The sequence below is a fragment of the Streptomyces sp. NPDC006435 genome, from assembly GCF_040612315.1.
Taxonomy (GTDB): Bacteria; Actinomycetota; Actinomycetes; order Streptomycetales; family Streptomycetaceae; genus Streptomyces.
Genome location: NZ_JBEXPY010000034.1, coordinates 1 through 22,828 on the forward strand (window position 1 = coordinate 1; position 22,828 = coordinate 22,828).

Consider the following 22,828-nt stretch of genomic DNA (forward strand, 5'->3'; position numbering starts at 1 on the left):
GGGGGGGGGGGGGGTGGGGGCCCCCCCCGGGGGGGCCCCGCGCGGGGGGGGGCCGGGGGGGGGGGGCCGCACTGTTCGAGGAGGGGCGTGTCCGGCCGGACACGCCCCTCCTGCGTGCTCGCGGGCGGCGGGATCGCACCCGGGCCCCGGCGCGGCCCGGGGAGGACCCGGCCCCGTGCCGACCCCGTAGCCACCCTCCGATCCGTGGGCAGTGGGTCGTGCGATCCGGCGCCGTCCGTGCTGCCACGGAATGCCGGGCAGGTTGGCAGGACGGACGGCGCGGGTGCGGGTCGTCGTGCTGTACGAGGGGGAGCAGACGACCCGTCCGCCTCTTGCGAGGCGACTGATTCAACCGACCCGCGCACCGGCGCGACAGGGTGCGCAGCGGGACGGTTCGGGCATTTTGTTCACACCCCGTGTGAATCGTGCTCCACTGGTGCGACACGTCTCGGCGTGCCGAACCACCGGAGGGGCACATGGGAGCGACGGAGCCCAACATTCTGCTGGCGGCCCTGATCGAGGAAGCGGGCGTCTCCCGGGCGGGCCTCGCCGCACACGTCAACCGGGCCGGCGACTCCCGCGGGCTCCCGCTGCGGTACGAGCACACCGCGGTGGCCCGCTGGTTGAAGGGGCAGCGCCCGCGCGGCCGGGTGCCGGACCTGATCTGCGAGGTGCTCGGGAGCCGGCTGGGCCGTCCCGTGTCGCTGGACGACATCGGCATGGCGGAGGCGGGCACCGGATCGCCCGCGCCCGGCTGCTCGTTCACCGGGTTCGTCGAACGGACCACCGCGCTGTGGCGCTCGGACGAACAGGGACGCCCGCACCCGCCCGCCCCGTCCGCCGTCGCGGGAACCGCGGCGGTGATGCCCGTCTGGGAGTGGGAGAACCCGCCCGAGGACGCCGACGTCTCCCGCGACGGCCCGGTCCGCGTCGGCCCGGCCGACCTGGTGACCCTGCGCGCGGCCCGCACCCACTACGAACTGATGTACCGCAGGACCGGTGGGATGGTGACCAGGCCCCGGGCCGCCGGCTTCCTGAACTCCGTGGCCGCCCCGCTGCTGCGCGGCGGGTACGACGACGCCACCGGCCGCCGGCTGCACCGGGCGGCGGGCGGGCTGGTTGCGATGGCAGGGATCTGCGCGTACGACTGCGACCTGCACGGCCCGGCCCAGCGCCACTTCCACCAGGCGCTGCGGCTGGCCAAGGCGAGCGGGGACCGGGGATTCGGCGGCTATGTGATCGCCCTGCTGGTCAACCAGTCGCTGTTCCTCGCCGAGTACCGGCAGTCCGTCGCCTTCGCGCAGACGGCGCTGCGGGCCGCCGGGGGACGGCTCGGCCCCGCGCTCACCGCCGACCTGTACGCGATGCAGGCCAAGGCGTATGCCCGCCTCGGCGACGCGGGCGGCGCCCGGGAGTGCATCCGGCGCGCGGAGGCGCAGGCCGCGCGGATGCGGCCGGGGCGGGAGCCGGACGAGGCGGGATACGTCCAGCCGGGCCTGGTCGACGTGCAGGTGGCCGAGGCGCTGCTCGTCCTCGGCGACCTGGCGGGGGCCGGGGAGCGCGCGGCGGCGGCCGTACGGCATCCGGCGCACGAACGGGGCCGGGTGCACCGGCTGGCGGTGCTGGCCCAGGTCGAGCTGCGCCGGGGCGAGGCGGACCGGGCGGCGGCCACCGCGGTGGAGATGGCCGGACTGGCCGGGGGCATGGAGTCGCGGCGGCTGCGAGACCGGCTGCGCACCGTGCGCGAGGGCCTGGCCGCGAGCGGCAGCGCCGAGGCCGGCCGGGCCGTCGAACTGATCGACGGGGCCCTGTGCGTACCGCTGTGAGCCCCTGCCGGGGCCGGGGGCGGGCCCGGGGAAAGCGGACGGGGCCGGCCCGGGGGATCGCCCCGGCCGGCCCCGTCGGGCACAGCGATGAGGATCAGGAGTACGGGTAGAAGCCCGACCCCGTCTTGCGGCCGAGCCGGCCCGCGTCGACCATCCGCTGGAGCAGCGGCGGAGCGGCGTACAGCGGCTCCTTGAACTCCGCGTACATCGAGTCGGCGACCGAGGCCACCGTGTCGAGACCGATCAGGTCGGAGAGCTTGAGCGGGCCCATCGGGTGGGCGCAGCCGAGCTCCATGCCGTTGTCGATGTCCTCGCGGCTGGCGATCCCCGACTCGAACATCCGGATCGCGGAGAGCAGGTACGGGATCAGCAGTGCGTTGACCACGAAACCGGAGCGGTCCTGGGCGCGGATCGGGTGCTTGCCGAGGACCTCCTGCACCAGTGCCTCGGAGCGCTTGACCGTCTCGTCGGACGTCGTCAGCGCGGGGATCAGCTCGACGAGCTTCTGCACCGGCGCCGGGTTGAAGAAGTGGATGCCGATGACCTGGTCCGGGCGGGAGGTCGCCACGGCCAGCTTCACCAGCGGGATGGAGGAGGTGTTCGAGGCGAGGATCGCGTCCTGCCGGGTCACCACCTGGTCGAGTACCTGGAAGATCTCGGTCTTGACCTGTTCGTTCTCCACGACGGCCTCGATGACGAGATCGCGGTCGGCGAACTCCCCGAGGTCGGTGGTGAAGCTCAGACGGGCGAGTGTCCCGTCACGCTCCTCCGGAGTGATCTTGCCGCGTTCGGCGGCCTTCGAGAGGGAGTTGTGCAACCGGGTGCGGCCGATCTCCAGCGCCTCACCGGTGGTCTCGGCCACCAGGACCTCGAGACCGCTGCGGGCGCACACTTCCGCGATGCCCGCGCCCATCTGGCCACAGCCCACCACTCCGACGCGTGCAATGTCGGCCATAGAGTCCGTCACCTCGTGCCTTTCGCTGTTCTCCGTGTCGCAGGTTCCCGTCTGATTCCGGTGCCCGCCCCGACCCCCCGACGTTACTCCGCGTCCTGCGGGTCATCGCGGGCCGGGGCGGGCATGCTCTGCGTTACGCCCGATTACGGGGGCGACGGATGATGACGACGATGCCAAAGAGACGGCAGGTGCAACAAATGCGGCAGATGGCCAGAAGAGGCTTCGTGGCGGGTGCGGCCGGGGTGGTCGCGGGTGCGGTGAGCGGTGTCGCCGCGGCGGGCGACGCCTTCGCGGGCCCGTCCCGGGGGGCCGGTGATCCCCTCGCCGCCCCGTCCGACGGCCCCGACGGGACGGAGGACGCCGGACGGGGCCGGGTCGCCCGGCGCGAGCTGCGCGGCATGTGGGTCGCCACCGTCGCCAACCTCGACTGGCCCTCGGCGCCGGGCCTGACGGCGGCCGCGCAGCAGGCCGAGCTGATCGCGTACCTCGACGAGGCCGTCGACCGGCGGCTGAACACCGTGATCCTCCAGGTGCGGCCGACCGCCGACGCGCTGTGGCCCTCGCCCTACGAGCCCTGGGCCCAGTACCTCACCGGTGTCCAGGGCAAGGACCCCGGCTGGGACCCGCTGGGCACCGCCGTCCGCGAGGCGCACCGCCGCGGCCTGGAGCTGCACGCCTGGTTCAACCCGTACCGGGTCGCCAACCACACCGACCCGTCCCGGCTGGCGTCCGGACACCCGGCCAGGGTGCACCCCGACTGGGTGCTGCCGTACGGCGGGAAGCTCTACTACAACCCCGGCATCCCCGAGGTCCGCCGCTTCGTCCAGGACGCGATGCTCGACGCGGTCCGCCGCTACGACATCGACGCGGTGCACTGGGACGACTACTTCTACCCGTACCCGGTGGCGGGGCAGGTCTTCGACGACGACGCCACGTACGAGAAGTACGGCGCGGGCTTCCCGGACAAGGCCGCCTGGCGGCGGGACAACACCGACCGGCTGGTGAAGGAGACCGCCGAGCGGATCAAGCAGATCAAGAAGAACGTCCAGTTCGGGGTCAGCCCGTTCGGCGTGTGGCGCAACGCCGCCACCGACCCGCTCGGCTCCGACACGAAGGCCGGTGTGCAGACCTACGACGACCTGTACGCCGACACCCGCGGCTGGGTCAGGAAGGGCTGGATCGACTACATCTGCCCGCAGATCTACTGGAACATCGGCTTCGCCGCCGCCGACTACGCCAAGCTGCTGCCCTGGTGGGCCGAGACGGTCCGGGGCACCGGTGTCGACCTGTTCGTGGGGGAGGCGCTCTACAAGGCGGGCGACCCCGCCCAGCCCGCCGCCTGGCAGGACCCGGCCGAACTCTCCCGCCACGTCACCTTCGCCGCCGGCTACGACCAGGCGCGCGGCCATGTCTACTTCTCGGGGAAGAGCGTGGTGAACGACCCGATCGGGGCCATGGACCGGGTGGTGGCCGACCACTACCGCAACCGGGCGCGCCCGCCCCGCTGACCGGAAGGACGCGCCCACCCCGCCGACAGCAGGGGCGGGGTGGGCGCGACGGGCGCCGTGGCCGGGCCGGCCGGTTTCCCGGCGGCCCGGCCACGGCGCCCCGGGGCGAAGAACAGCGCCGGGCCACCGGAGGCCGCTACGAAGCCCTGTGGGCCTGCTTCCGGGGGTCGGCGTGCTGTACGACGCTGTCGGGGCCGGGTGAAATCAGGTGCTCGTGTCCGTCCTCGAAGCGGACGCGGTACGGGGGAGTGCCCCCGGCCCCGAGCACTTCGACGATCTCTGCGACCCTGTCGTGCTGCCCCACGGTCCTGCCGTGTGTCAGCAGCCGGTCGCCCGCGTGTGCCTCCATCGCGACTGACCTCCTCACGGGTGGCGGTCCATGTCGACAAGTCTATGTCCGAAGGACGACTTCGCCCGGTGGAGGGCAAAGGTCCCGGTATCGGCCGGACGCGGGGCGACGGCCCGGTACCGGCCGGGCGCGGGGCGGGCGGGGGAGCCACCGGGGGAAGGAACCAGGTGTTCCGGGGCTCCGAACCACCCCGATGGGCCCAACTCGCTTGTGGATCAGGCGACTTCAAGCCATCGAAGAGAGTGTGGCGCCGGAGCGGACCGGGCGGCCCGGTGCAGGTTGACCCGCGTAGACCCCCTTGACCGAAAGGACGTTCGGCCCCACGATCACGGCCATGACTTCTCGAGTCTCGCTCGTGGTGGCGGCGCGTGGCTCCGCGCTGCTCGCCGAACGTTTCGACGACGACCGGCCGCTCGACCAGGCCGGCTGGCACGAGGTCCAGCTCGCCGCGCACGCCCTGATGCCCCTGGGCGCCGCCGAGTTGCGCTACTGCTCGCCCACCCCGCGCAGCCGTGCCACCGGGGACGCGCTCGGCTTCGCCCCGCTCGTCCAGCCGGCCCTGCGCGACTGCGACATGGGCCGCTGGCGCGGATACACCCTCGCCGACATCACGGCGTGCGAACCGGCGGCGGTCGACGCCTGGCTCGCAGACCCGCGCTCCGCCCCGCACGGCGGGGAACCGCTGCTCGCGTTCATCTCGCGGATAGGGGGCTGGCTGGACACCCGGCCCGCGTGCGACGGGGCCATCGTCGCCGTCGCCGAACCCGCGGTGGTCCGGGCCGCGCTCGTCTACGCGCTCAAGGCCCCGCCCGCGACGTACTGGAGCGTGGACGTCGGACCGCTCTCCACGGTCACGCTCACCGGGGTGCCGGGCCGCTGGAGCCTGCGGCTCGAAGCGGGGACCCGCTGACCGTCCGGCTCCGCCGGGCGGGGGCTTTCCGCCGGTCCGGCAGGCCGGTACGTTGCGTGTCCGGTGCATCCGACAGGTGCCGTACGGGTGAGGGAGGCCGCCGTGCCACGGATCCACGGCCGGTGCGACGAACGTTTCTCCGCGGTGCGCGCCGCGTTCGAGGAAAATTTTCGGGAGCGCGGGGAGCTGGGCGCGGCCGTCACCGTGCTGATCGCCGGGGAGCCCGTGGTCGACCTCTGGGGGGGCTGGGCCGACAGCGCCCGTACCCGCCCCTGGGAGCGGGAGACGCTGGTCAACGTCTGGTCCACGACCAAGGGGCCGACCGCACTGTGTGCCCACGTCCTCGCCGACCGGGGCCTGCTGGACCTCGACGCGCCGGTCGCCGTGTACTGGCCGGAATTCGCCGCGGCGGGCAAGGAGGCCGTGCTCGTGCGCCATCTGCTCTCGCACCGCGCGGGACTGGCCGGACTGCGCGAACCGCACACCCTGGCCGAGCTCTACGACTGGGACCTGACCACCGCCCGGCTGGCGGCGACCGAGCCCTGGTGGGAGCCCGGCACCCGCTCCGGCTACCACGCCCTCACCTACGGGTTCCTGGTCGGCGAGGTGGTCCGGCGGATCACCGGACTGCTGCCGGGGGAGTTCCTCCGGCGGGAGGTGACCGGCCCGCTCGGCATCGACTTCACGATCGGACTGCCCGAGAAGGAGGCGGACCGGGTCGCCGAACTCGTCGTCCCGAGGACCGACGCGCGCACGCGGGCCGGGTTCTTCGCCCGGATGCCGCCCCTGGGTGTCGCCTCGCTGCTCAACCCGCCGACGGGTGCGGCCGCCGCCAACACCCCGCAGTGGCGGGCGGCGGAGATCCCCGCGGCCAACGGCCACGGCACCGCCCGCGCCGTCGCCGCGCTGTACGGGATCCTCGCCGGGCGGGGCGCCCGGGACGGCCGCCGGATCCTCTCCGGGGCGGCGGCCGAGCGCGTCCGCGAGGGACAGGGCGTCTGCCGGGACCTGGTGCTCGGCGAGGGCCTCGGCCACGACACGGAGATCGCCCTCGGCCCCTGGCTGAGCGGCCCCGAGGGCTCGTACGGGCCCAATCCACGGGCCTTCGGCCATGACGGCGCCGGCGGTTCCTGCGGCCTGGCCGACCCGGAGGCCGACCTCGCCCTCGGGTACGTGATGAACCGGATGGGGCCGGGGATCTCGGACGACCCGCGCAAGAAGGCCCTGGTCGAGGCGGTGTACGGGGCGCTCTGACCGTATGGGGCGCTCGGCGGCCGCACGCGGCGGAGCCCGGTGGCCCGTACGACGACGGCGCGGGCCCCGAAGGTCCGGATGCCCGGACGCCCCGGGGGTGCCGGTTCACCGGCACGCCCGGGGCGGGGGCTCACCTCCTCCGGCTCACTCCTTTCCGGAGGCTTCCTCGGGGGTCCCCTCGGGGGAGACCGAGATGACGGCGAGCGCTTCGACGATGGCCGTCTCGGCGGTCGCCTTGTCGACACCGAGACCGGTCAGCACGCCCTCGCCGTCCTCCTGCTCCAGCAGGGCCAGCAGGATGTGCTCGGTCCCGATGAAGTTGTGGCCCATCCGCAGGGCCTCCCGGAACGTCAGCTCCAGCGCCTTGCGGGCCCCGGCGTCGTACGGGATGAGGTCGGGCACCTCGCCGGCCGGGCCGGGCAGCGCCTCGGTCGCGGCCCGGCGGATGTCCTCGGCCGTGACGCCCTGGGCCTTGATGAACAGGCCGGCCAGCCCCTCCGGCTCGCTGAGCAGCCCCAGTACGAGGTGCTCGGTGCGGATCTCGTCGTTGCCCGCCCCGCGGGCCTCGTTCTGCGCGGCCATCACCACGTTCCGGGCCCGCGGGGTGAAGCGGCTGAAGCCCTGGCCGGGGTCGAGGTCCGAGACCTCGCCCGGGTCCTTGGCGACGAACCGCTTCTGGGCCGCCTGCCTGGTCACCCCCATGCTCTTGCCGATCTCCGTCCAGGAGGCGCCCGAGCGCCGGGCCTGGTCCACGAAGTGCCCGATCAGGTGGTCGGCCACGTCGCCGAGGTGGTCCGCGGCGATGACGGCGTCGGCGAGCTGGTCGAGGGCGTCGGTGTGCACCTTCTTGATGGCCTCGATCAGGTCGTCGAGGCGTACGGGGTTGCTCATGCGTACGGGATTCTCCATGTGTCAACCGTAAGTTGACAGTGCCCGGGTGTCAACCTTCGGTTGACAGTGCACGGGCGGTCCCTCCGCCGGGCTCCTTCACCGGTTCGAGAGGCAGAAGACGCAGTCCTCCCACCAGGCCGGCGCGGACAGGATGCGGTGCCGTACGCACATGGCCGTGGCGGCCTCCTCGGGGGTGGGGAAGAGGGAGGGGTTCCGCTCGCCGGCGTCGACGCCGGCGGGGTCGAAAGCCTCGACCATCTCCCGGTAACGCCGCAGGCTGTTCTCGATGAACGGCGGATCGTAGCCCAGCTCGTCCCACCGGTGCCTGCGCAGCGCGAGGTCGAGCACCCGCAGCACGAAGTCCTTCGCCGCGTCCCGTTCCTGCGGGGAGCCGCCCCAGTCGATGTCCTCCAGGTCGAAGCCGACCGCTCCGCGTCCCATGACCGACTGGTCCTGCCGGCAAAGCAGCGCGGCGAAGCGGTGCTCCCAGAGGGTGTCGGCGAGTTCGGACACGGCCAGCATCAGCACGTCGACGAAGACTTCCGTGCCCCCGTTGGTCAGGTACAGCGTGTGGTCCCCGACGCCGAAGTCGTTTCCCATGCCGTCACCGTACCGAGGGTGACGGAGCCCGTGCGGGGAGGCGGAAAACAGCGAGCCCCCGACGGGACCGTCGGGGGCTCGCTGCGTTTCAGCGGTTCGGGGTGCGGGTCAGAGGACGCCGCTGTCCGCGATGGTGATCTTCGCCTTGGGGCGGCCGCTCTGCGAACCGAGGGCCTCGATCTTCTTGACCAGGTCCATGCTCTCCTGGTTGTCGACCTCGCCGAACACCACGTGCTTGCCGTCCAGCCACGACGTCACGATCGTCGTGATGAAGAACTGCGAACCGTTGGAGTTCGGGCCGGCGTTGGCCATGGACAGCAGGCCCGGCTTGGTGTGCTTGAGCTCGAAGTTCTCGTCGGCGAACTTGGCGCCGTAGATGCTCTTGCCGCCCGTGCCGTCGCCGCGGGTGAAGTCGCCGCCCTGCAGCATGAATTCCGGGATGATGCGGTGGAAGGACGATCCCTTGTAGCCGAAGCCCTCCTCGCCGGTCGCCAGCTTCCGGAAGTTCTCCGCCGTCTTCGGGACGACGTCGTCGAACAGCTTGAAGGTGATCCGGCCCTCGGGCTTGTCGTCGATGGTGATGTCGAAGTAAACCTTGCTCGTCATGGGACCATCCTGACATCGACGGGCCCGGTGTCGACAATCGGGAGCCCCGTGCGGTGCCGTGCGCGGCAGCCTGTACCGTACCGCCGCCGCGCATCCCCTGCCCGCCGCCCCCTTCCGTCGCCCCCTCCCGCCCCCGCCCGGGTCCTCCGCCCGGCCCGATCCGGGCGGAGGACCTAGCCTGGTAGAGGGGCTGCCCGAGGAGGTCCGACGTGACGGTGGAGCCCGATGCGGTGGCCGGGACACGGCGGGTTCCCGGTGGTTTTCCGGGTGCCGAGGACGTCCGCTACCCGCCCGTCGCCGAGCACGGTCTGATCGGCGACCTGCGCAGCGCGGCGCTGGTGGACACCCGGGGCACCATCGACTGGTACTGCTGCCCGCGCTTCGACGCGCCCAGCGTCTTCGCCTCGATCCTGGACGCCGACCGGGGCGGGTCCTTCGAACTGGCCGCCGATGTCCCCGCCCGTACCAAGCAGTTCTACTTCCCCGACACCAATGTGCTGATCACCCGCTTCTTCGCCGAGGACGGCGTCGGCGAGATCCAGGACTTCATGCCCGTCGTCGACGACTCGCGCGAGGCCGGCCGGCACCGGCTGATCCGCCGCGTGGTGTGCGTACGCGGCTCGCTGCCGTTCCGCGCCCGGGTGGCACCCCGCTTCGAGTACGGGGCCCGGCCGCACACGGTACGGGCCGGGCACGGCCAGGCGGTCTTCGAGACGCCCGGACTCACCCTCGCCCTGACGGCCAGTGTGCCCCTGGAGGTCGCCGGGCCGGACGTGTGGGCACTGTTCAAGCTGCACGAGGGCGGGGCCGCCGTCTTCGCCCTGGACCGGATCGGCGGCGACGTGGCCCCCCGCTTCTGCCCGCTGTCCGAGGCGGAGCAGCAGTTCAACGCCACCGTCGGGTACTGGAGGCGGTGGCTGTCCCGGTCGCGCTACCGCGGCCGCTGGCGGGAGATGGTGCACCGCTCCGCCCTCACCCTGAAGCTCCTCACCTACGCCCCGACCGGCGCCATCATCGCCGCGCCGACCACCAGCCTGCCCGAACGCATCGGCGGCGAACGCAACTGGGACTACCGCTACGTGTGGATCCGCGACGCCGCGTTCTGCGTGTACGCGCTGCTCAGGCTCGGCTTCACCGAGGAGGCCGAGGCGTTCATGGGCTTCCTCTCCGAGCACGTCCGACTGGAGGTGCCGACGGGGGCGGACCGCGGCACCGGCCCGTTGCAGATCATGTACGGCATCGACGGGCGCCGTGAACTGCCCGAACGCGAGCTGCCCCATCTGGAGGGCTACCGGGGTTCGGCCCCCGTGCGCGTCGGCAACGGCGCCGTCGGTCAGCTGCAACTGGACATCTACGGGGCGCTGATCGACGCCCTCTACCTCTACGACAAGTGGGGGCAGCCCATCTCCAGCGCGCACTGGGAGAGCATCGGCGAGGTGGTCGACTGGGTGTGCGACCACTGGGACCAGCCCGACCAGGGGGTCTGGGAGAGCCGCGGCGAGGGCGAGAACCACCTCTACTCGCGGCTGATGTGCTGGGTGGCCGTCGAACGCGCCATGCGGCTCGCCCAGCACCGCGGACTGCCCGTCGACATCGTGCGGTGGGGGCGGGCCCGCGACGCGATCTACCGCCGGATCATGGACCACGGCTGGTCCACCGAACGGAACGCCTTCGTCCAGTACGAGGGGGGCCATGTCCTCGACGCCTCTGTGCTGATGATGCCGCTGGCGAAGTTCATCTCCCCCACCGACCCGAAGTGGCTCGCCACGCTGGACGCGCTGGGGGAGGACCTGGTGTCCGACTCGCTGGTCTACCGCTACGACCCGCAGGTCAGCCCGGACGGCCTGAGCGGCGACGAGGGCACGTTCTCGATCTGCTCGTTCTGGTACGTGGAGGCGCTGACCCGGGCCGGCCGGCTCGACGAGGCCCGGCTCGCGTTCGAGAAGATGCTCACGTACGCCAACCACCTCGGCCTGTACGCGGAGGAGATCGGCCGCACCGGGGAGCAGACGGGGAACTTCCCGCAGGCGTTCACCCATCTCGCGCTGATCAGCGCGGCCTTCAACCTCGACCGCGCCCTCGGCTGAGCACCGGCCCCCGCGGGAAAAGGAGTGCGCCGCGCAGGCGCGCCTCGGGCAGGATGGCCGCCGTGCATGAGGACGGGAACCGCCGCGGACACGGGCGGTACACGCTGACGGAGACGGAGCACGGCCGACCCTGGGGGGTGTGCGACGCGGTGGACGGGTTCTTCGGGGAGCCGCGGCGAGGCACGTACGAACTGTTCGGCTGGGTGCCGGAGGGCGCCGGGGTGCGGGGCTGGGTCGGCAACCGGACGTGGCTGGTGCCGGACGACGGGACGATCGGGCCCTGGCTGCTGGAGGACGCGGAGAGCCCGGGGCCGCTCCCCGGTGCGGACGGCCTCGTGCTCACCGGCACGGACGACTACGAGGGTCCGCCCGAGGGACACCGGGGCCGCGTCCGGGTGCACGACGGGCGCCGCTGGCTGGGCTCCTGCCGGGAGTTCACCCGCATCCTGCCGCGCGAACGGCCCGCACCTCCCTTCGTCCTGCGGGGGCTCGCCCCGGACGACCGGCTGCGGGCGGCACTGGCGAAGGGCACCCGGCGGGCGCTGGACCTGGAGCAGGCCGCCCTGGAGATACGGGACGACGGGGGCCGGCCGCTCACCGAACGACTGCTCTGGGCCAGGGTCACCGACTGGCGCCCGTCCTCGCACGGAGGCGGTCTGATCGACCTGGAACTCGACGGGTACTTCTTCGAGCCCGCCCCCGAGGCCGTCCGGCCGGTCTGGGAGCGGTGGCTCGCCGGGCCGCCGGACGTGCCGGGCGCCTGGGCGGGCCTCGACACCCGGCGCCGCTGGGCCTGGCACGACCTCGTCCGGGAACGGGCCGCCCACCGCACCGCCGGTGACCGGCCGGCCGGTCACGCCTACGAACTCGACGGCCGGTACATCACCGACGAGCCGGGCTTCCACCTGGCGCTCGGCGAGGCGGTGAACGGGCCGGGCGGCTACTTCGGCGGCTGCCTGCCCGCCCTCGACGACTGTCTGCGCGGCACCTTCGGCTACACCGCCCCCGCGACCCTGCTCTGGCGGGACTCCGCGACCGCACGCGAGCACCTGTCCCGGACCCTGACGCCGGAGGGCCTGCCCTGCGACCTGTTCGCCGTCCTCCTCGACGTCCTCGCCCAGGGCGGCATGCGCGTCACCCTGGCGTGAGCCGGGGTCGCCGGCCCCGAAAACCCGTCGGCCCCCGCAGGGCGTGCCGCCTACACTGCGCCCATGGCTGATCCGGAGACCACCACGAGCGCCTGCGACCGGCTGGTCCGGCTCGTGGCGCCACCGACCGCCCCCGTGGACGCCCACGGGGACTGGGCCGCCGCGGAGGCGGCGGCCGGAACCCGGCTGCCCGCCGACTACGGACGACTCGTCGACACCTACGGCCGGGGAGAGTTCTGCGACTTCCTCTACCTCCGCACGCCCTTCGGCACGAGCGAGCACAACGGCATCGAGTGGCAGCACGCCCATCTCACCGGAGTCGCCGAACGGGACCGCGAGCGCCACCCGTACCCGCTGCACCCGGCCCCCGGCGGACTGCTGGTCTGGGGCACGACCATGGACGCCGACCGGCTGTGCTGGCTGACCGCCGGGGCTCCCGACGACTGGCCCGTGGTGGTGTGGAGCAGCGAGGGCGGGTACGAGACCCATCACATGGGGGCGGCCGCGTTCATCGAGGGCTGGGCCGGCGGACGGATCGGCTCCCGGCTGCTCGTGGACATGGAGCCGGACCTGGCACCGTGGTTCAACGCCTTCCGCCCGCGCGTCCACCGCTGCCTGCGCCTGTCCGAGGGCTCCGCGCCCCACGACGAGCGCCTGCGGCTGCTGCGCGAGGCGCTGGCCCCCACCACGGACCGGGGCACATGGCGTTCCGAGGACGGCCGCATGGGACAGGACCACTTCGCGACCGTCGACACCGACTGGCTGCTCACGTACGACATGTCCTGCCCCCACCAGATCCGCGTCGACTTCCCGCCCGAGGACGGTGAACGGGCCCGTCGGCGCCTCTTCGCCGCCGCGCGGCTCATGGGGTGCGAGGTCCTCCGGGTCACGGGCGCGCCGGGAACGCCCCTGCCGTCCTGGGACGCGGCCACGGACGGGTGAGGGCCGCCGCGCGGACGAGTGCGGTCTCCCTGCCGCGCGGCGTCCCCGCGTCAGTCCGTTCCCGCGTCAGCCCGGCCCCGGGCCGTGGGTCCCGTCGTGGAAGGTGAGGACCGACATCTCGGTGTCGTACTCCTCGCGCAGGTATCCGCCGTATCCGCAGCCTTCGACGTGGGGCGCCAACAGGTCCATGACCGTGGTGAGTTCGCCGATGTCGTCGTCCAGCCAGAGGTTCCGGGTGAACAGGCCCCAGGCGTCCCGGCTCCCGAGGGACTGATACCGCAGGGACGCGAATTCCCCGCCCGGCAGCCGGCTGTCCGGGTCCGGTTCGAGCAGCCGGTACGGGTGCTCGTCCGCGTCGAGGTGCGGCGGCCGCTCCTCGCTCGCGCCGGTGTGCCACCGCAGTGCCTCCAGGACGGGTTCGGGCGTCCCGTCCCGGAGGAAGCAGGTGAAGACCACTTCGTAGTGAAGGCTCACGTCCGTACTCTCCCGGCCCGGCTCAGTCCTTGACCGCCTCGGCGATCCGCAGGGCGGCCTGTTCGGGCGTGAGGTGCGTGGTGTCGACGACCTCGGCCTCGGCGTGCAGCCAGGTGCGGGCCGCCTCGGCGTAGGGGGCGAGGTGTTCGAGACGGAACCCCCAGGTGCCGGCGGGACTGTCCCCCTCGATGCGCCCGCGGAGGGTGTCCTGGTCGGCATGGAGGACGAAGTGCCGTACCGGGATGGAGTGCCGGGCGAGGCCCGCGCTGATCTCGCGCCAGTACTCCTCGACCAGGACGGTCATGGGGACCACCAGGGTGCCGCCGGTGTAGTCGAGCACATGGCGGGCGGTCTCGACGACGAGCGGCCGCCACGGCGGCCAGTGCTGGAAGTTGCCCGTCCAGGGAAGCCCCGGCTTGATGTCCATGAGTGTCTCGCCGACCTTCTCGGCGTCGAACACCCGTGATTCCGGGATCAGTTGCTGCACGAGCGCACTGGTCGTCGTCTTGCCCGCGCCATGGGTGCCGTTGAGCCATACGATCATGGGCCCCAACGGTAGTCCCTCCCCGGTCGGGCCCGCCCGACGCTTCCGGGCCGTCAGCCGTCGACCTTTGGTCATTCGGCCGGTCGGCGTCGGCGGGCCGCGGCGAACCCGTCAGACGGTCATGGGGCCGTCGTCCTCGGCCGGCTCGTCCCGGGCCATCAGGCCGGCCACCCACAACGGCATCAGCCAGTGCACCACGAGGACCGCGATGAGCACCGGTGCCGCGTACGCCGTGGGGGCGTCGCCCTCGATCGCGCCCGCGGTCAGCAGGCCGACCGCGGCCGCGAGCAGGAGGAGGGTCATCGCCCGGTGGGCGTGGGCCTGCACCCGGGCGCGTTCGGCGGACTGGCGCTCGTCCAGCGCCCGTTCGCGCAGTTCGAGCAGGCCGCGGGTGGCCGCGTTGATCGCCCCGGTCGCCACCATCCACGGCAGCATCAGCACCGCCATGGCGACGGCGGTCGCGATCGGCTCCCCCTCCGCGAGGTAGAGGTGGGCCATGAGCCCGCCGATGGCCGCGGTCAGTGCCACGTGCGCGGTGACCACCAGGCGCCGGCGGGCGGCCGTGGCGTACAGCGACTGGGCCCGGCGGTCGTTCATGAGCCGCAGCATCCTGCGGTCGTAGCGCGTCAGCGGCGTGGTTGTCATGACGTCTTCCTCCCGTAGATCTCATCCGTGAGCGGCCGGAACGGTTCGAGCGAGAACAACGCCTCCACCGGCAGTCCGAAGAACTTCGCGATCTTCAGAGCCAGGTCGAGGCTCGGGTTGTACTGCCCCCGCTCGATGTAGCCGATGGTCTGGTAGTGCGCTCCCACGGCCTCGGCCAGGTGCTGACGTGACACCTTCCGCTCGGCACGAACCATGGCCAGTCTGTTGTGCACCTGCTCACTCATGTATAAGAAGTACTACATTGAGAGTGAGGGTTGCAACGCCGCGCAGTAGATCGGCGAATCCGGGGTCGGGTCGGATCCGGGGGGCGGGCGTCCGGGGTGGCCCGGATGCCCGGTCGCGCCGCGACCATGCGCGAGATGCGCAAGTCTTTGCATAAAAGTGCGGCGATGCGTATAGTCATGCCATCGACGAGGAGGCTTTCGATGGTGGTACGTGCAGCGGTGGCAGGGGCGAGCGGATACGCCGGCGGGGAGCTGCTCCGCCTCCTGCTGGTCCACCCCGGGGTCGAGATCGGCGAGCTCACCGCCAACTCCAACGCGGGACAGAGGCTCGGCGCGCTCCAGCCGCATCTGAGGCCGCTCGCCGACCGGGTGCTCCGGCCGACCACCCCCGAGGTGCTCGCCGGGCACGACGTGGTCTTCCTCGCCCTGCCGCACGGGCAGTCCGCCGCCGTCGCCGAGCAGCTCGGGGACGAGGTGCTCGTCGTGGACATGGGCGCCGACTTCCGGCTGGAGGACGCCGCGGACTGGGAGAAGTTCTACGGTTCGCCGCACGCCGGCACCTGGCCCTACGGGCTGCCCGAGCTCCCCGGCCGACGCGCGGCGCTGGCCGGTTCCAAGCGGATCGCGGTGCCCGGCTGCTACCCGACCGCGGTGTCGCTCGCGCTCTTCCCGGCGTACGCGGCCCGGCTGGCCGAGCCCGAGGCCGTGATCGTCGCGGCGTCCGGCACCTCCGGGGCGGGCAAGGCGGCCAAGCCGCACCTGCTCGGCTCCGAGGTGATGGGCAACATGTCCCCGTACGGCGTCGGCGGCGGCCACCGGCACACCCCCGAGATGATCCAGAACCTCAGCGCGGCGGCCGGCGAACGGGTCACGGTCTCCTTCACCCCGACCCTGGCGCCGATGCCCCGCGGCATCCTCGCCACCTGCAGCGCGAAGGCGCGGCCCGGGGTGAGCGCCCGGTCCCTCCGCGACGTGTACGAGAAGGCGTTCGCCGACGAGCCGTTCGTCGATCTGCTCCCCGAGGGGCAGTGGCCCGCCACGGCGTCCGTCCAGGGTTCCAACGCCGTACAGATCCAGGTCGCCCACGACGAGGCGGCCGGCCGGATCATCGTCATCAGCGCCATCGACAACCTCGCCAAGGGCACCGCGGGCGGTGCCCTGCAGAGCATGAACATCGCCCTCGGACTTCCCGAGGACACAGGTCTTTCCACGATCGGAGTCGCACCGTGAGCGTCACGGCAGCACAGGGGTTCTCCGCGGCGGGCATCGCCGCGGGGATCAAGGAGAACGGCAACCCGGACCTGGCCCTCGTCGTCAACCGCGGGCCGCGCCGCGCCGCCGCGGGCGTCTTCACCTCCAACCGCGTCAAGGCCGCCCCCGTCCTGTGGTCGGAGCAGGTGCTGAAGGGCGGCGAGGTCACCGCGGTCGTCCTCAACTCCGGCGGCGCCAACGCCTGTACCGGACCCAAGGGCTTCCAGGACACCCACGCCACCGCCGAGAAGGCCGCCGAGGTCCTCACCGGCCACAATGCGGGCGAGATCGCGGTCGCCTCGACCGGTCTGATCGGCACCCTGCTCCCGATGGACAAGCTGCTGCCCGGCATCGAGCAGGCCGCCGCCGCCCTCAGCGAGCACGGCGGCGAGAAGGCCGCCATCGCGATCAAGACCACCGACACCGTCCACAAGACCGCCGTCGCGGGCGGCGAGGGCTGGACCGTCGGCGGCATGGCCAAGGGCGCGGGCATGCTCGCCCCCGGCCTCGCGACCATGCTGGTCGTCCTCACCACCGACGCCGACGTCGACGCCGCCGGACTCGACTCCGCGCTGCGCGCCGCCACCCGCACCACCTTCGACCGGGTCGACTCCGACGGCTGCATGTCGACCAACGACACCGTGCTCCTGCTGGCCTCCGGGGCGAGCGGGGTCACCCCGGAGCAGGACGAGTTCGCCGAGGCCGTACGGACCGTCTGCGCGGACCTCGCCCGGCAGCTGATCGGGGACGCCGAGGGCGCCTCCAAGGACATCCGGATCGAGGTCGTCAACGCCGCGAGCGAGGACGACGCCGTCGAGGTGGGCCGCTCCATCGCCCGCAACAACCTCCTCAAGTGCGCCATCCACGGCGAGGACCCCAACTGGGGCCGGGTGCTCTCCGCGATCGGCACGACGAAGGCCGCCTTCGAGCCCGACCGGCTGAACGTCGCGATCAACGGCGTGTGGGTCTGCAAGAACGGCAGCGTCGGCGAGGACCGCGACCTGGTCGACATGCGCTACCGGGAGGTCGCCATCACCGCCGACCTGTCCGCCGGCACCGAATCGGCCGTCATCTGGGCCAACGACCTCACCGCGGACTACGTCCACGAGAACAGCGCGTACAGCTCATGAGCACGGCGCGGAAGCACACCGCACTCCCGAAGGCGCAGACCCTCATCGAGGCGCTGCCCTGGCTGACCCGGCACAACGGCAAGACCGTCGTCATCAAGTTCGGCGGCAACGCCATGGTCGACGAGGAGCTGAAGGCGGCCTTCGCCCAGGACGTCGTCTTCCTGCGCCAGGCGGGCCTCAAGCCCGTCGTCGTGCACGGCGGCGGACCGCAGATCAGCGCCCAGCTCGACAAGCAGGGCCTGGTCAGCGAGTTCAAGGCGGGGCTGCGCGTCACCACGCCCGAGGCGATGGACGTCGTACGGATGGTGCTGGCCGGACAGGTCCAGCGCGAACTGGTCGGCCTGCTCAACCAGCACGGCCCGCTCGCCGTCGGCATGACCGGCGAGGACGCCCGCACGATCACCGCCGTCCAGCACCGGCCGACCATCGACGGCGAGAGCGTCGACATCGGCCGGGTCGGCGAGATCACCGCCATCGACACCGGGGCGATCCAGGCGCTGCTGGACGACGGCCGGATCCCGGTGGTCTCCTCCATCGCCCGCTCCGCCGACGACGACCACGTCTACAACGTCAACGCCGACACCGCGGCCGCCGCGCTCGCCGCCGCGCTGAACGCCGAGACGCTGATGGTCCTCACCGACGTCGAGGGCCTCTACGAGGACTGGCCCAACAGCGACGACGTGATCAGCCGCCTCACCGCCACCGAGCTGGAGAAGCTGCTGCCCGAGCTGTCCAGCGGCATGGTCCCCAAGATGCAGGGCTGCCTGCACGCCGTGCGCAACGGCGTCGAGACCGCCCGCGTCATCGACGGCCGGGTCCAGCACTCGATCCTGCTGGAGATCTTCACCGACGAAGGAATCGGCACGATGGTCGTGCCCGACGCGCAGCCCGCGCAGGGGGATTCATGAGCAACCAGGAGCTCGTCCGGCGCTGGAACGACGCGCTGATGGACAACTACGGAACCCCCCGGCTGCCCCTGGTGCGCGGCGAGGGGGCCAGGGTGTGGGACGCCGACGGCACCGAGTACCTCGACTTCGTCGGCGGCATCGCGGTGAACGCGCTGGGCCACGCCCACCCCGCCGTCGTCGAGGCGGTCTGTGCCCAGGTCGCCTCGCTGGGCCACGTCTCCAACCTTTTCATCGCCGAGCCGCCCGTCGCGCTCGCCGAACGGCTGCTCCAGCTCTTCGGCCGCACCGGCCGGGTCTACTTCGCCAACTCGGGCGCCGAGGCCAACGAGGCCGCCTTCAAGATCGGCAGGCTGACCGGGCGCACGCACATGGTCGCCACCGACGGCGGCTTCCACGGCCGGACCATGGGCGCCCTCGCGCTGACCGGCCAGCCCGCCAAGCGCGCCCCGTTCCTCCCGCTGCCCGGCGACGTCACGCACGTCCCGTACGGCGACGCCGAGGCGCTCCGGGCGGCCGTGACCACCGACACCGCGCTGGTGATCATCGAGCCGATCCAGGGCGAGAACGGAGTGGTCGTGCCGCCCGCCGGTTACCTGGAGGCCGCCCGCGAGATCACCCGGGCCACCGGCACCCTGCTCGTGCTCGACGAGGTGCAGACCGGCATCGGCCGCTGCGGCCACTGGTTCGAGCACCAGGCCCACCAGGGCGTCGAGCCCGACGTCGTCACCCTCGCCAAGGGCCTCGGCGGCGGACTGCCGATCGGCGCGACCGTCGCGTTCGGCCCGGCGGCCGAGCTGCTGGGGCCGGGGCAGCACGGCACGACGTTCGGCGGCAACCCGGTCGCCTGCGCCGCCGGACTCGCCGTCCTGGACACCCTGGCGGCCGACGGAGCCCTGGACCGGGTGAAGCGGCTCGGCGAGAGGATCCGCGAGGCCGTGGAAGGTCTGGGCCACCCGCTGGTCTCCCACGTCCGCGGCTCCGGGCTGCTGCTGGGTATCGTGCTCACCGAGCCCCTTGCGCCCCAGGCGCAACAGGCGGCTCAGGGAGCCGGAATCCTGGTGAACGCACCCGCCCCCGATGTCCTGCGGCTGATGCCGCCGCTGATCATCGGCGACGCGGAGGTGGACGCGTTCCTCCGGGCACTGCCCGGTGTTCTCGACGCGGCAAGAGGGGACGGACGATCCGGAGAATGAGGCGACGACGATGACCGAGGCGCAGGAGACCGAGCACGGGGGACCGGCCGTGCCGCAGACCCGCACCGCGCGCCACCGCCGGATCGTGGACATCCTGAACCGGCAGCCGGTGCGCTCGCAGAGCCAGCTGGCCAAGCTCCTCGCCGACGACGGGCTGAGCGTCACCCAGGCGACGCTCTCCCGGGACCTGGACGAGCTGGGCGCGGTGAAGATCCGCAACACCGGCGGCGAGCTGATCTACGCGGTTCCCAGCGAGGGCGGCTTCCGCACCCCGCAGGCACCGCTGGGCGGCTCCGCCAAGGAGGAGCGGATGCGGCGCCTCTCCGCCGAACTGCTCATCTCGGCGGAGGCCTCGGCCAACCTCGTGGTGCTGCGCACCCCGCCGGGCGCGGCCCAGTTCCTCGCCTCGGCCATCGACCAGGCCGAACTGCACGACATCCTCGGCACCATCGCGGGCGACGACACCCTGATGCTGATCAGCCGCGACCCGGCGGGTGGCCAGGCGCTCGCCGACCACCTGCTGCGGCTGGCCCAGAACGAACGCTGAGAGCCGGCCGGGTCCGTCGGCCGCCCGGGGCTCCGGGCGGCCGACGACGCGTGACGGGATCCCGGGCCGTCAGTAGCGCGTGATCGCGGTCGGGCCCGACCGGGTCCCGATCGCGATGTGCGGGCGGCGGGCCGGGTTCACCCAGTCGAGGATCCGGTCCATCGCGGACGCCGGCACGGAGACGCAGCCGGCGGTCGCGCCGCGCCCGTCGACGTGCAGGAAGATCCCGGCGCCCCGCCCGCGCACCGGCCGCTCGTAGTTGAACCCGATGACGAGCGCGCGGGCGTACTGCGTCGGGTACGCGATCAGGTGCTCCGCCTCGCCGGCCCGGCAGTCCGCGGGGCGCGGCTCGACCCAGCGGTTGTAGTCCCGCGCCGCGTTGTCCTGGCACCACCACGACCGGTCGTTGATCCGCCGGTAGGGGTGGGTGGTGCCGGCCGGTGCGGGCCCGGTCCCGAAGGCGTACGGCAGGTCGTACAGGCCGGTGGGGGTGGTGTTCGTGCCCTGCTTGCGCGAGGCGCCCTCGGCCAGGCCCTTCGCGCCGAAGCGGGCCGGTGCGGAGCCGGCCCTCACCCAGACGCCCCGGCGCAGGTTCCACCAGGTGACGGTGCCCGTGGTGGAGCCCGTGTCCGGCGCCTCGGCCGTGATCAGCTGGGTGCCGCCGCCGGTGTCGGCCAGCCGTCCCGGAGGGGTCGGCGCCGGGGCGGGCCGGGCCGCGACCGAGCCCGCCAGCGCGAGCAGTACCGACACGGTCACCACGGATCTGCGCATGCCCCGGACGTTAGACGCTCCGCCCGGCCCGCACCCCCGGATCTGCTCCGTACGGCTCAATCCCCCTCCCCGCGCGGCAGGGCCGGCAGCGGGAGCGGCAGTCCGGGCAGCCCGTCGATGCTGGTCGCTATGTGCTCCTTCTTCTCGAAGTAGGCGCCGAGCGAGGCGTCGTCCTCCCGGGCGAAGCGCCGGGCGTGCAGTGACCGGTCCTCGTCGTACGACATGAAGGGCACCCCGTAGCCGCAGGTGTCCCGGATCAGCTCGGCCCGCACCACGATGACGGCGCGCAGTCCGTGGAGGCGGGGGTCCACGTCCGGGAAGTGGGCGAGCAGCGGGCCGAACCGGGGGTCGTCCCGGAAGACCGGCTCGCCGCGGCCGTGCACCCGCACGATGTTCGGCGGGCCCTGGAAGGCGCACCACATCAGCGTGATGCGGCCGTTCTCGCGGAGGTGGGCGACGGTCTCGGCGTTGCTGCCGGCGAAGTCCAGATAGGCCACGGTCAGCTCGTCGACGACGGCGAACGAGCCGCTGACCCCCTTGGGGGAGAGGTTGACCGTGCCCTCGCCGTCCAGGGGCGCGGTCGCCGTGAAGAAGATGTGCTGTTCCTCGATGAAGGTCCTGAGCCGTCCGTCGATGCGTTCGTACGTTTTTCCCATACCGGCCATTGTCGTCGGCAACTCCGCCGAGGACAGGGCCGTTTCGGCTGTCGGGACGCCGGTGGGGGAGCCCCGGCCGGACGGGGCTCCCGGCCCGTCGGCACGCCGTCCACCAGCACCTTTGACAAAACATACGGAGGACTGCATAGTTATACCCATCAGTGATTGCACCGTAAGGAGAAACCCGTGACCGAGCGCGTCGTACTCGCCTACTCGGGCGGCCTGGACACCTCCGTCGCCATCGGCTGGATCGCCGAGGAGACGGGCGCCGAGGTCATCGCCGTTGCCGTGGACGTCGGCCAGGGCGGCGAGGACCTGGACGTCATCCGCAAGCGCGCGCTCGCCTGCGGTGCCGTCGAGGCCGAGGTCGCGGACGCCAAGGACGAGTTCGCCGAGGAGTACTGCCTCCCCGCGATCAAGGCCAACGCCCTCTACATGGACCGCTACCCGCTGGTCTCGGCCCTCTCCCGGCCGACCATCGTCAAGCACCTCGTCGCCGCCGCCAACAAGCACAACGCCGGGATCGTCGCCCACGGCTGCACCGGCAAGGGCAACGACCAGGTCCGCTTCGAGGCCGGCATCTCCGCGCTCGGCCCCGACCTGAAGTGCATCGCCCCGGTCCGCGACTACGCGATGACCCGGGACAAGGCGATCGCCTTCTGCGAGGAGAAGAACCTCCCGATCGCGACCACCAAGAAGTCCCCGTACTCCATCGACCAGAACGTCTTCGGGCGCGCCGTCGAGACGGGCTTCCTGGAGGACATCTGGAACGCGCCGATCGAGGACATCTACGAGTACACCGAGAACCCCGCCACCCCGCGCGAGGCCGACGAGGTCGTCATCTCCTTCAAGGAGGGCGTGCCGGTGGCCATCGACGGCAAGCCCGTCACCGTCCTCCAGGCCATCCAGCAGCTCAACCAGCGGGCCGGCGCCCAGGGCATCGGCCGGATCGACATGGTCGAGGACCGGCTCGTCGGCATCAAGTCCCGCGAGGTGTACGAGGCCCCGGGCGCGATCGCGCTGATCACCGCCCACCAGGAGCTGGAGAACGTCACCGTCGAGCGCGAACTGGCCCGCTACAAGCGGCAGGTCGAGCAGCGCTGGGGCGAGCTGGTCTACGACGGCCTGTGGTTCTCGCCGCTCAAGCGCGCCCTGGACGGCTTCATCAACGAGGCCAACCAGCACGTCACCGGCGACATCCGGATGACCATGCACGCGGGCCGCGCCGTCGTCACCGGCCGCAAGTCCGAGCAGTCGCTCTACGACTTCAACCTCGCCACCTACGACTCGGGCGACACGTTCGACCAGTCCAAGGCGCAGGGCTTCATCGAGATCTTCGGCCTCTCGACGAAGATCGCCGCCAAGCGTGACCTGGCCTGACCCCCAGC

General features: G+C 72.4%; 24 protein-coding genes. 13 read left to right on the plus strand and 11 right to left on the minus strand.

The genetic code is table 11. From position 1 onward, the window contains the following. Window positions 1–476: 476 nt before the first annotated feature. Window positions 477–1,826, plus strand: a complete 1,350-nt coding sequence (locus tag ABZZ04_RS28065; RefSeq protein WP_356935011.1) for a transcriptional regulator — start codon at window positions 477–479, stop codon at window positions 1,824–1,826. 94 nt (window positions 1,827–1,920) lie between these two features. Here ABZZ04_RS28065 and ABZZ04_RS28070 read toward each other — a convergent pair whose 3' ends face one another. After that, a complete protein-coding gene (locus tag ABZZ04_RS28070) occupies window positions 1,921–2,781 on the minus strand; it encodes a 3-hydroxybutyryl-CoA dehydrogenase (protein WP_148833550.1) in 861 nt (286 codons plus the stop codon). A gap of 197 nt (window positions 2,782–2,978) precedes the next feature. On the opposite strand from ABZZ04_RS28070, the gene ABZZ04_RS28075 reads away from it, so the two are divergent. Continuing rightward, window positions 2,979–4,289, plus strand: coding sequence for a family 10 glycosylhydrolase (locus tag ABZZ04_RS28075; RefSeq protein WP_356935088.1), 1,311 nt, complete (start codon window positions 2,979–2,981; stop codon window positions 4,287–4,289). A gap of 136 nt (window positions 4,290–4,425) precedes the next feature. Here ABZZ04_RS28075 and ABZZ04_RS28080 read toward each other — a convergent pair whose 3' ends face one another. After that, a complete protein-coding gene (locus tag ABZZ04_RS28080; protein ID WP_356935012.1) occupies window positions 4,426–4,638 on the minus strand; it encodes a DUF1918 domain-containing protein in 213 nt (70 codons plus the stop codon). A gap of 334 nt (window positions 4,639–4,972) precedes the next feature. Here ABZZ04_RS28080 and ABZZ04_RS28085 point away from each other — a divergent pair, with 334 nt between their 5' ends. After that, window positions 4,973–5,548, plus strand: a complete 576-nt coding sequence (locus tag ABZZ04_RS28085; RefSeq protein ID WP_148837687.1) for a histidine phosphatase family protein — start codon at window positions 4,973–4,975, stop codon at window positions 5,546–5,548. A gap of 102 nt (window positions 5,549–5,650) precedes the next feature. Continuing rightward, the gene (locus ABZZ04_RS28090) at window positions 5,651–6,802 is read left to right on the plus strand and encodes a serine hydrolase domain-containing protein (RefSeq protein ID WP_356935013.1); all 1,152 of its coding nucleotides are present in this window, start codon (window positions 5,651–5,653) and stop codon (window positions 6,800–6,802) included. 144 nt (window positions 6,803–6,946) lie between these two features. Here the strand turns inward: ABZZ04_RS28090 and ABZZ04_RS28095 are convergent, their stop codons facing one another. The 3 genes from ABZZ04_RS28095 to ABZZ04_RS28105 all read right to left on the minus strand — a co-directional run bounded on the left by ABZZ04_RS28095 (window position 6,947) and on the right by ABZZ04_RS28105 (window position 8,899). After that, complete coding sequence (locus ABZZ04_RS28095) at window positions 6,947–7,711, minus strand: Clp protease N-terminal domain-containing protein (RefSeq protein ID WP_356935014.1); 765 nt, start codon at window positions 7,709–7,711, stop codon at window positions 6,947–6,949. Window positions 7,712–7,789: 78 nt separating this feature from the next. After that, window positions 7,790–8,293 carry a hypothetical protein gene (locus tag ABZZ04_RS28100; RefSeq protein ID WP_356935015.1) on the minus strand — a complete coding sequence of 168 codons (504 nt, stop codon included), beginning with the start codon at window positions 8,291–8,293 and terminating at the stop codon, window positions 7,790–7,792. A gap of 108 nt (window positions 8,294–8,401) precedes the next feature. Further along, complete coding sequence (locus ABZZ04_RS28105; protein WP_148837689.1) at window positions 8,402–8,899, minus strand: peptidylprolyl isomerase; 498 nt, start codon at window positions 8,897–8,899, stop codon at window positions 8,402–8,404. A gap of 230 nt (window positions 8,900–9,129) precedes the next feature. Between ABZZ04_RS28105 and ABZZ04_RS28110 the strand changes: the two genes are divergently transcribed. The 3 genes from ABZZ04_RS28110 to ABZZ04_RS28120 all read left to right on the plus strand — a co-directional run bounded on the left by ABZZ04_RS28110 (window position 9,130) and on the right by ABZZ04_RS28120 (window position 13,076). Further along, window positions 9,130–10,986 (plus strand): glycoside hydrolase family 15 protein, encoded by a 1,857-nt coding sequence (locus tag ABZZ04_RS28110; RefSeq protein ID WP_356935089.1) that lies wholly within the window; start codon window positions 9,130–9,132, stop codon window positions 10,984–10,986. 53 nt (window positions 10,987–11,039) lie between these two features. After that, window positions 11,040–12,134 (plus strand): barstar family protein, encoded by a 1,095-nt coding sequence (locus ABZZ04_RS28115; protein WP_356935016.1) that lies wholly within the window; start codon window positions 11,040–11,042, stop codon window positions 12,132–12,134. Window positions 12,135–12,197: 63 nt separating this feature from the next. Next, on the plus strand, window positions 12,198–13,076 hold the full coding sequence (locus tag ABZZ04_RS28120; protein WP_356935017.1) for an SMI1/KNR4 family protein: 879 nt from the start codon (window positions 12,198–12,200) through the stop codon (window positions 13,074–13,076). Between the two features lie 66 nt (window positions 13,077–13,142). On the opposite strand, the gene ABZZ04_RS28125 is transcribed toward ABZZ04_RS28120, so the two are convergent. The 4 genes from ABZZ04_RS28125 to ABZZ04_RS28140 all read right to left on the minus strand — a co-directional run bounded on the left by ABZZ04_RS28125 (window position 13,143) and on the right by ABZZ04_RS28140 (window position 14,984). Further along, window positions 13,143–13,550 carry a hypothetical protein gene (locus ABZZ04_RS28125; RefSeq protein ID WP_356935018.1) on the minus strand — a complete coding sequence of 136 codons (408 nt, stop codon included), beginning with the start codon at window positions 13,548–13,550 and terminating at the stop codon, window positions 13,143–13,145. 22 nt (window positions 13,551–13,572) lie between these two features. Next, on the minus strand, window positions 13,573–14,094 hold the full coding sequence (locus ABZZ04_RS28130) for an ATP-binding protein (protein WP_356935020.1): 522 nt from the start codon (window positions 14,092–14,094) through the stop codon (window positions 13,573–13,575). Between the two features lie 111 nt (window positions 14,095–14,205). Continuing rightward, window positions 14,206–14,739, minus strand: a complete 534-nt coding sequence (locus tag ABZZ04_RS28135; RefSeq protein WP_356935021.1) for a hypothetical protein — start codon at window positions 14,737–14,739, stop codon at window positions 14,206–14,208. After that, on the minus strand, window positions 14,736–14,984 hold the full coding sequence (locus ABZZ04_RS28140; protein WP_283850725.1) for a helix-turn-helix transcriptional regulator: 249 nt from the start codon (window positions 14,982–14,984) through the stop codon (window positions 14,736–14,738). Before ABZZ04_RS28140 ends, ABZZ04_RS28135 begins: the two co-directional genes overlap by 4 nt. Before the next feature lie 201 nt (window positions 14,985–15,185). On the opposite strand from ABZZ04_RS28140, the gene argC reads away from it, so the two are divergent. From argC to ABZZ04_RS28165, 5 genes are read left to right on the plus strand one after another with little or no spacing between them, the layout of a single operon-like run. Beyond that, entirely contained in the window at window positions 15,186–16,214 is a 1,029-nt protein-coding gene (argC, locus tag ABZZ04_RS28145) for an N-acetyl-gamma-glutamyl-phosphate reductase (RefSeq protein WP_356935022.1), read from the plus strand. Further along, window positions 16,211–17,365 (plus strand): bifunctional glutamate N-acetyltransferase/amino-acid acetyltransferase ArgJ, encoded by a 1,155-nt coding sequence (gene argJ, locus ABZZ04_RS28150; protein ID WP_356935023.1) that lies wholly within the window; start codon window positions 16,211–16,213, stop codon window positions 17,363–17,365. Before argC ends, argJ begins: the two co-directional genes overlap by 4 nt. Further along, window positions 17,362–18,273, plus strand: a complete 912-nt coding sequence (argB, locus tag ABZZ04_RS28155; protein WP_356935024.1) for an acetylglutamate kinase — start codon at window positions 17,362–17,364, stop codon at window positions 18,271–18,273. Before argJ ends, argB begins: the two co-directional genes overlap by 4 nt. Beyond that, on the plus strand, window positions 18,270–19,466 hold the full coding sequence (locus ABZZ04_RS28160) for an acetylornithine transaminase (RefSeq protein WP_356935025.1): 1,197 nt from the start codon (window positions 18,270–18,272) through the stop codon (window positions 19,464–19,466). The genes argB and ABZZ04_RS28160 overlap by 4 nt, the downstream gene beginning before the upstream one ends. Before the next feature lie 10 nt (window positions 19,467–19,476). Next, on the plus strand, window positions 19,477–20,013 hold the full coding sequence (locus ABZZ04_RS28165; protein WP_148833497.1) for an arginine repressor: 537 nt from the start codon (window positions 19,477–19,479) through the stop codon (window positions 20,011–20,013). 69 nt (window positions 20,014–20,082) lie between these two features. On the opposite strand, the gene ABZZ04_RS28170 is transcribed toward ABZZ04_RS28165, so the two are convergent. Then, entirely contained in the window at window positions 20,083–20,784 is a 702-nt protein-coding gene (locus ABZZ04_RS28170) for a L,D-transpeptidase family protein (RefSeq protein ID WP_356935026.1), read from the minus strand. A 56-nt stretch (window positions 20,785–20,840) separates the two neighbouring features. After that, window positions 20,841–21,440: a pyridoxamine 5'-phosphate oxidase family protein gene (locus ABZZ04_RS28175; protein ID WP_356935027.1), complete on the minus strand. Its 600-nt coding sequence runs from the start codon at window positions 21,438–21,440 to the stop codon at window positions 20,841–20,843. Between the two features lie 186 nt (window positions 21,441–21,626). Between ABZZ04_RS28175 and ABZZ04_RS28180 the strand changes: the two genes are divergently transcribed. Further along, entirely contained in the window at window positions 21,627–22,820 is a 1,194-nt protein-coding gene (locus ABZZ04_RS28180) for an argininosuccinate synthase (RefSeq protein ID WP_356935028.1), read from the plus strand. Window positions 22,821–22,828: the final 8 nt, after the last annotated feature.

Coding starts and splice junctions, on each gene's coding strand:
- ABZZ04_RS28065 (WP_356935011.1), top strand. CDS start 477: ATGGGAGCGACGGAGCCCAACATTCTGCTGGCGGCCCTGATCGAGGAA.
- ABZZ04_RS28070 (WP_148833550.1), bottom strand. CDS start 2,781: ATGGCCGACATTGCACGCGTCGGAGTGGTGGGCTGTGGCCAGATGGGC.
- ABZZ04_RS28075 (WP_356935088.1), top strand. CDS start 2,979: ATGCGGCAGATGGCCAGAAGAGGCTTCGTGGCGGGTGCGGCCGGGGTG.
- ABZZ04_RS28080 (WP_356935012.1), bottom strand. CDS start 4,638: ATGGAGGCACACGCGGGCGACCGGCTGCTGACACACGGCAGGACCGTG.
- ABZZ04_RS28085 (WP_148837687.1), top strand. CDS start 4,973: ATGACTTCTCGAGTCTCGCTCGTGGTGGCGGCGCGTGGCTCCGCGCTG.
- ABZZ04_RS28095 (WP_356935014.1), bottom strand. CDS start 7,711: ATGGAGAATCCCGTACGCATGAGCAACCCCGTACGCCTCGACGACCTG.
- ABZZ04_RS28100 (WP_356935015.1), bottom strand. CDS start 8,293: ATGGGAAACGACTTCGGCGTCGGGGACCACACGCTGTACCTGACCAAC.
- ABZZ04_RS28105 (WP_148837689.1), bottom strand. CDS start 8,899: ATGACGAGCAAGGTTTACTTCGACATCACCATCGACGACAAGCCCGAG.
- ABZZ04_RS28115 (WP_356935016.1), top strand. CDS start 11,040: ATGGCCGCCGTGCATGAGGACGGGAACCGCCGCGGACACGGGCGGTAC.
- ABZZ04_RS28120 (WP_356935017.1), top strand. CDS start 12,198: ATGGCTGATCCGGAGACCACCACGAGCGCCTGCGACCGGCTGGTCCGG.
- ABZZ04_RS28130 (WP_356935020.1), bottom strand. CDS start 14,094: ATGATCGTATGGCTCAACGGCACCCATGGCGCGGGCAAGACGACGACC.
- ABZZ04_RS28135 (WP_356935021.1), bottom strand. CDS start 14,739: ATGACAACCACGCCGCTGACGCGCTACGACCGCAGGATGCTGCGGCTC.
- ABZZ04_RS28140 (WP_283850725.1), bottom strand. CDS start 14,984: ATGAGTGAGCAGGTGCACAACAGACTGGCCATGGTTCGTGCCGAGCGG.
- argC (WP_356935022.1), top strand. CDS start 15,186: ATGGTGGTACGTGCAGCGGTGGCAGGGGCGAGCGGATACGCCGGCGGG.
- argB (WP_356935024.1), top strand. CDS start 17,362: ATGAGCACGGCGCGGAAGCACACCGCACTCCCGAAGGCGCAGACCCTC.
- ABZZ04_RS28160 (WP_356935025.1), top strand. CDS start 18,270: ATGAGCAACCAGGAGCTCGTCCGGCGCTGGAACGACGCGCTGATGGAC.
- ABZZ04_RS28165 (WP_148833497.1), top strand. CDS start 19,477: ATGACCGAGGCGCAGGAGACCGAGCACGGGGGACCGGCCGTGCCGCAG.
- ABZZ04_RS28170 (WP_356935026.1), bottom strand. CDS start 20,784: ATGCGCAGATCCGTGGTGACCGTGTCGGTACTGCTCGCGCTGGCGGGC.
- ABZZ04_RS28175 (WP_356935027.1), bottom strand. CDS start 21,440: ATGGGAAAAACGTACGAACGCATCGACGGACGGCTCAGGACCTTCATC.